5 protein-coding genes are annotated in these 4,398 nt (G+C 71.3%); 3 read left to right on the top strand and 2 right to left on the bottom strand.

Going from position 1 to position 4,398, the window contains the following annotated elements:
* Positions 1-410, top strand: a 410-nt coding sequence (locus NQ160_RS19290; RefSeq protein ID WP_257516733.1) for an adenylosuccinate synthetase, incomplete at its 5' end; no start/stop codon positions are given.
* Positions 410-1,699 (top strand): lactonase family protein, encoded by a 1,290-nt coding sequence (locus NQ160_RS19285; protein ID WP_257516732.1) that lies wholly within the window; start codon positions 410-412, stop codon positions 1,697-1,699. The genes NQ160_RS19290 and NQ160_RS19285, both read left to right, overlap by 1 nt.
* Positions 1,700-2,226: 527 nt before the next feature.
* On the opposite strand, the gene NQ160_RS19280 is transcribed toward NQ160_RS19285, so the two are convergent.
* Positions 2,227-3,405, bottom strand: a complete 1,179-nt coding sequence (locus tag NQ160_RS19280) for an AI-2E family transporter (RefSeq protein ID WP_257516731.1) — start codon at positions 3,403-3,405, stop codon at positions 2,227-2,229.
* Between the two features lie 82 nt (positions 3,406-3,487).
* Here NQ160_RS19280 and NQ160_RS19275 point away from each other — a divergent pair, with 82 nt between their 5' ends.
* Complete coding sequence (locus NQ160_RS19275; protein ID WP_257516730.1) at positions 3,488-3,784, top strand: chorismate mutase; 297 nt, start codon at positions 3,488-3,490, stop codon at positions 3,782-3,784.
* 53 nt (positions 3,785-3,837) lie between these two features.
* On the opposite strand, the gene NQ160_RS19270 is transcribed toward NQ160_RS19275, so the two are convergent.
* Positions 3,838-4,398, bottom strand: a 561-nt coding sequence (locus tag NQ160_RS19270; RefSeq protein WP_257516729.1) for a hypothetical protein, incomplete at its 5' end; no start/stop codon positions are given.

The raw sequence follows: 4,398 nt of genomic DNA, 5'->3' as shown, positions 1-4,398 counted from the left end.
GCTTCGAGTTCGGCACCACGACCGGTCGGCCCCGCCGCGTCGGCTGGTACGACGCGCCCGTCACCCGCTACGCGACGCGTGTGAACGGCATCACCGACCTCGTGCTGACCAAGCTCGACATCCTCACGGGCCTTGACCGCATCCCTGTGTGCGTGGCCTACGACGTCGACGGCACGCGCTTCGACGAGGTGCCGGTGAACCAGTCGGACTTCCACCACGCCACCCCGATCTACGAGTACTTCCCGGGCTGGAGCGAAGACATCACGAAGGCGCGCACCTTCGATGACCTGCCGACGGCCGCGCAGGAGTACGTGCTGGCGCTGGAGGCCATGAGCGGCACGCGCATCTCGGTCATCGGCGTGGGCGCGGCCCGCGACGCGGTGATCGTGCGCCACGACCTCGTGGACTGATGCGCTTTCTGCTCGGCGGGTACACCGCCGACATGGGCGGAGCCGCCGAGGGCATCGGGGTGCTGCGCGCCGGCGAGGCGGATGCCGCCTCTGCGGGCGGGCCGCTCGCCTTCGAGGGCGAGGCCGTGGTCACTGGCGGCTCGCCGTCGTGGCTGACGTGGCATCCCTCGCTGCCGGTCGTGTACGCGGCGCTCGAGGGCGCCGGCACCGTGCAGGCGTTCCGCCGCACCGGCGAGATGTCCCTGACGCGGGTCGGGGGTCCGGTCGAGGTCGGGGACGCGCCGTGCCACGTCGCGGTCGCCCCCGACGGCGCGTCGCTCATCGCGAGCTGCTGGGGCGACGGGCGCGTGGTGCGCGTGCGGCTGGATGCCGACGGGCGCCCTGGGCCGACGGCCGCCGCGCGTGCCGCGCGGGATCCGTACGGGCGCGAGGGCGCCGCGGGCGCCGCGGGTTCCGCCGCCGACGCCGTGGTGTTCGCGCAGGCCGGGCAGGCCCGCGCGGGTGCCCGTGGCGAAGAGCAGGAGGATCAGCTGCAGGACCTGGCGGCAGCCGCGCAGGCGCTTCGTGCGGTCGCCGGCGACGAGTTCGCCCACCTGGTTCCCGAGTACGCGGCGCCGGAGCCGCCGCCGGTTGCGCCCGGGGCCGCGGCTGCTGCCGACGCCGGGGACTCCGCCGAGGCGCCCGCCGCCCGGTCGTCGCACGCGCACCAGACCGTGTTCCTGCCCGGCGGCGTGCTCGCCACCGCCGACATGGGGTTCGACGTGGTGCGGTTCTGGCGGGGCGCCGACGGCGGCGCCACGCGGGCGCTCCCCGACGTCGTGCTGCCGCGTGGCAGCGGGCCGCGCCACATGGTGTGGCATCCGAGCGGCCATCTGTACGTGGTCACCGAGCTCTCGCGCGAGCTGTTCGTGCTGGCGCCGGATGTCGCCGGCGTGTGGCGCATCGTCTCGGGGACACCGCTGGCCGCCGGCACGCTCGCGGACGACACCGCGGCCGAGGTTTGCCTGTCGCGCGACGCGCAGTTCGTGTACGTCGGGGTGCGCGGCAGCGACACTCTGGCCGTGCTGCGGGTGCGCGCCACCGGCTCACAGGTCGCGCCGGTGGCGCTCGCCGAGGCCGGAGTGTCGTGGCCGCGCCACCACATGATCGTGCTCGACACACTGCTCGTGGCCGGCCAGCGCTCGGGCGACGTCGCCGCCCTCACACTCGACATCCGCAACGGGCTGCCCGGCCGCCCGAGGGTGCGCACCTCGGCGCCGTCGCCGACGTGCCTCGTGCCGCTGCGCTGATCTCCCCGCCGCGGCCTCGCCGCCGCTGGGGTTTGCGACCGCTGAGCCCCCTCTCGGGTCGCCGCCTCGCGGCGCATGCCGGTGGCTCGGGTGCCGCGCGCCGGCCGGGCTCGCTGGTGCCGCGCGCCGGCCGGGCTCGCTGGTGTCGCCCGCAGTTTCTTTGTCCCCTTGATTCGCCATGTGAGTTCCGGTTCACACACCCCGGGGCGTGGGGACGGGGAGGCGATCTGGCGCGAACCCCTGCGAGTCGGGTGGACCCTTGTGCGATCCGGGCGTGTGTGTGAGCGGGAACTCACATGACAAAGCCGGGCGACGTCGACAGGTCGGCGCGATCGAGCGGCAACTGGGTCATGGTCCGCGTGCGCCCGCCGTGTGAGCGGCAACTCACATGGCAGAACCGGGTGATGACGACCCTTCGGCGTGATCCTGCTGCAACCTGTTCGGGCGACGCGCGCCCGCCGTGTGAACGGGAACTCACATGCGAAATCGGGGGACTGTCCGCCGACGGGCAGCGCGCGCGGGCGGAATCAGACCTTGGCGTCCTGCCGCGGGATCCATACCTGCTTGATGATCAGCAGAATCGACGCCGTCACCGGAATCGCGATCAGCGCGCCGAGCAGCCCCAGCAGCGTCCCCCCGACGAGCGCCCCGATCACCACGAGAGCCCCCGGCACCGAGATCGCGCGGTTCATCACGCGCGGGGTGAGGATGTATGCCTCGATCTGCATGTAGATGAGATAGGCGATACCGAAGACCAGAGCAGCCACCGGGCTCGAGAACAGCGCGATCACCGTTGCCAGTACCCAGTAGGCGACGGTTCCCACAAGGGGGATCAGCGTCAGGCAGAACGCGATGACCGCCAGCAGCGCGGGGAACGGCAGCCCGAGGACCAGGTGCAGGATGAGCGCGACGACCGAGTTGAAGAACGCCAGCACCACCATGCCCATGAGGTAGCCGCCGATCGAGTCCGTGATCTCGGTCGTGAGTGACGCCACCTTCGGCCGGCTGCGGGCGGGGGTGAGACGCACGAAGGCGTTCTTCATCGCCGCCAGCGACGCGAGGAAGTACAGGGTCAGCACGAGCACGATCACGACGCCCGAGACCGCGGTGGCGATGCCCGCGCCCACCTGCAGCACGCCACCACCGATGCTGGCGATGTTGCTCGGGTTCGTGATGAAGTTCTGCGCGTCGGTGAGAAGCGTGCCCACCTGATCGCTGAAGTTCGTCTCCAGCCACGAATAGATGTCCGACTTCTGGAAGTCCGACACGAGCGATGGCAGATCCTTGGAGAACTGCGAGACCTGCCCGGCCACCGTCGGGATGATGAGCCACAGAATGCCTGCGATCGCGACGGCGAAGCCCGCGAAGACCATCGCGATCCCCCCGGGGCGGGGGATGCCGTGCCGCTCCAGCCAGCGGACCACCGGGTCCAGTCCCAGCGCTGCGAAGAGCGCGAACGCGACGTAGATGAGCACCGTCGACAGGTTCGAGATGGCCAGCCCCAGCACGAAGGCCGCGAGGCCCCCGAGGGTCAGCAGGAAGCCCAGCGCGAACGGGTTCGACAAACCGGCGAGGACGCGCGCCGTGGCGGTCGACCCCGCCGTCCCGGGCGCCGGTGCGGCCGTCACCGCGGTGCCGCGGGCGGTCCCCGCGTCGGTGCCGGCACCCGCATCGGCGGCGAGCGGGGCTGCGGTGGGGTCGGTCATGGGGACACTCTAGGTGGGTGCCCCGCGGGGAGGACAGGGGTGCGTCCGCCCGCGCCGGTAGGGTCGGAAGCAGGAGGATGCCATGACAGAAGAAGACCCCACGACGACACTGGCGCGGCTGCGCAGCAGCATCGACAACATCGACGCGGCCCTCATCTTCATGCTCGCCGAGCGTTTCCGCTGCACCAAGCAGGTCGGCGTGCTCAAGGCGGAGCATGGGATGCCGGCATCCGACCCCTCCCGCGAGGAGCAGCAGACCGCGCGCCTGCGCCGGCTGGCCGAGGAGTCGTCACTGGATCCCGAGTTCGCCGAGAAGTGGTTCAACTTCGTCGTAGCCGAGGTCATCCGCCACCACACGGCGGCCGCAGACGAGCGCTGACCACACGGACAACGCCCCGAGCCGGAGCCCGGGGCGTTGCGACGCTCAGTGCGTCAGGGTACGGCGCGGCGAAGCGTCCGCCACGAGATCACGGCCAGCACCGCGATGAGGCCGACGCCCCACAGGGCCAGGCCCAGTGCCCCCTGTGCGACGAACCATTCGGCGACCGCACCCCAGGACTGTGTCTGCGTGATGAACCAGGCGAGGGCCACCAGTGCGAGCGCGAGTCCGACCAGAACCACGGTGAGCCACAGGTTGCCGAACCGCTTGTAGATCGTCGCGCCCCAGAATCCGCAGACGAAGAACAGCAGCGCCAGCACGAAGAAGACGAACCCGGCGGCGACCGGTCCCGCTTCCCACACCCACGGCAGGTAGAAGAAGTAGCCGTTCATGCCCCACCCGTCGGTGGCCTTCTCGAGCAGCCCGCCGATCACGAACACCAGACCCAGCAGGGCAGAGGTGAGCACCGCGGTGAGCACGGTGCCGGCGTAGAACTCCCGCCGCGTCACGCTCATCGCCTGTGAGAAGGGGAACGTGAGGGTGAGCGCCTGGATGCCCACCACTGCGAAGTACCACAGCGGCGCCTGCGCGCCACCCCCGTACTTCGGGCCCAC

The organism is Microbacterium sp. zg.Y909 (assembly GCF_024626565.1).
Note: the sequence above shows the minus strand (reverse complement) of the source record. Positions and strands in the feature narration are given on the sequence as shown.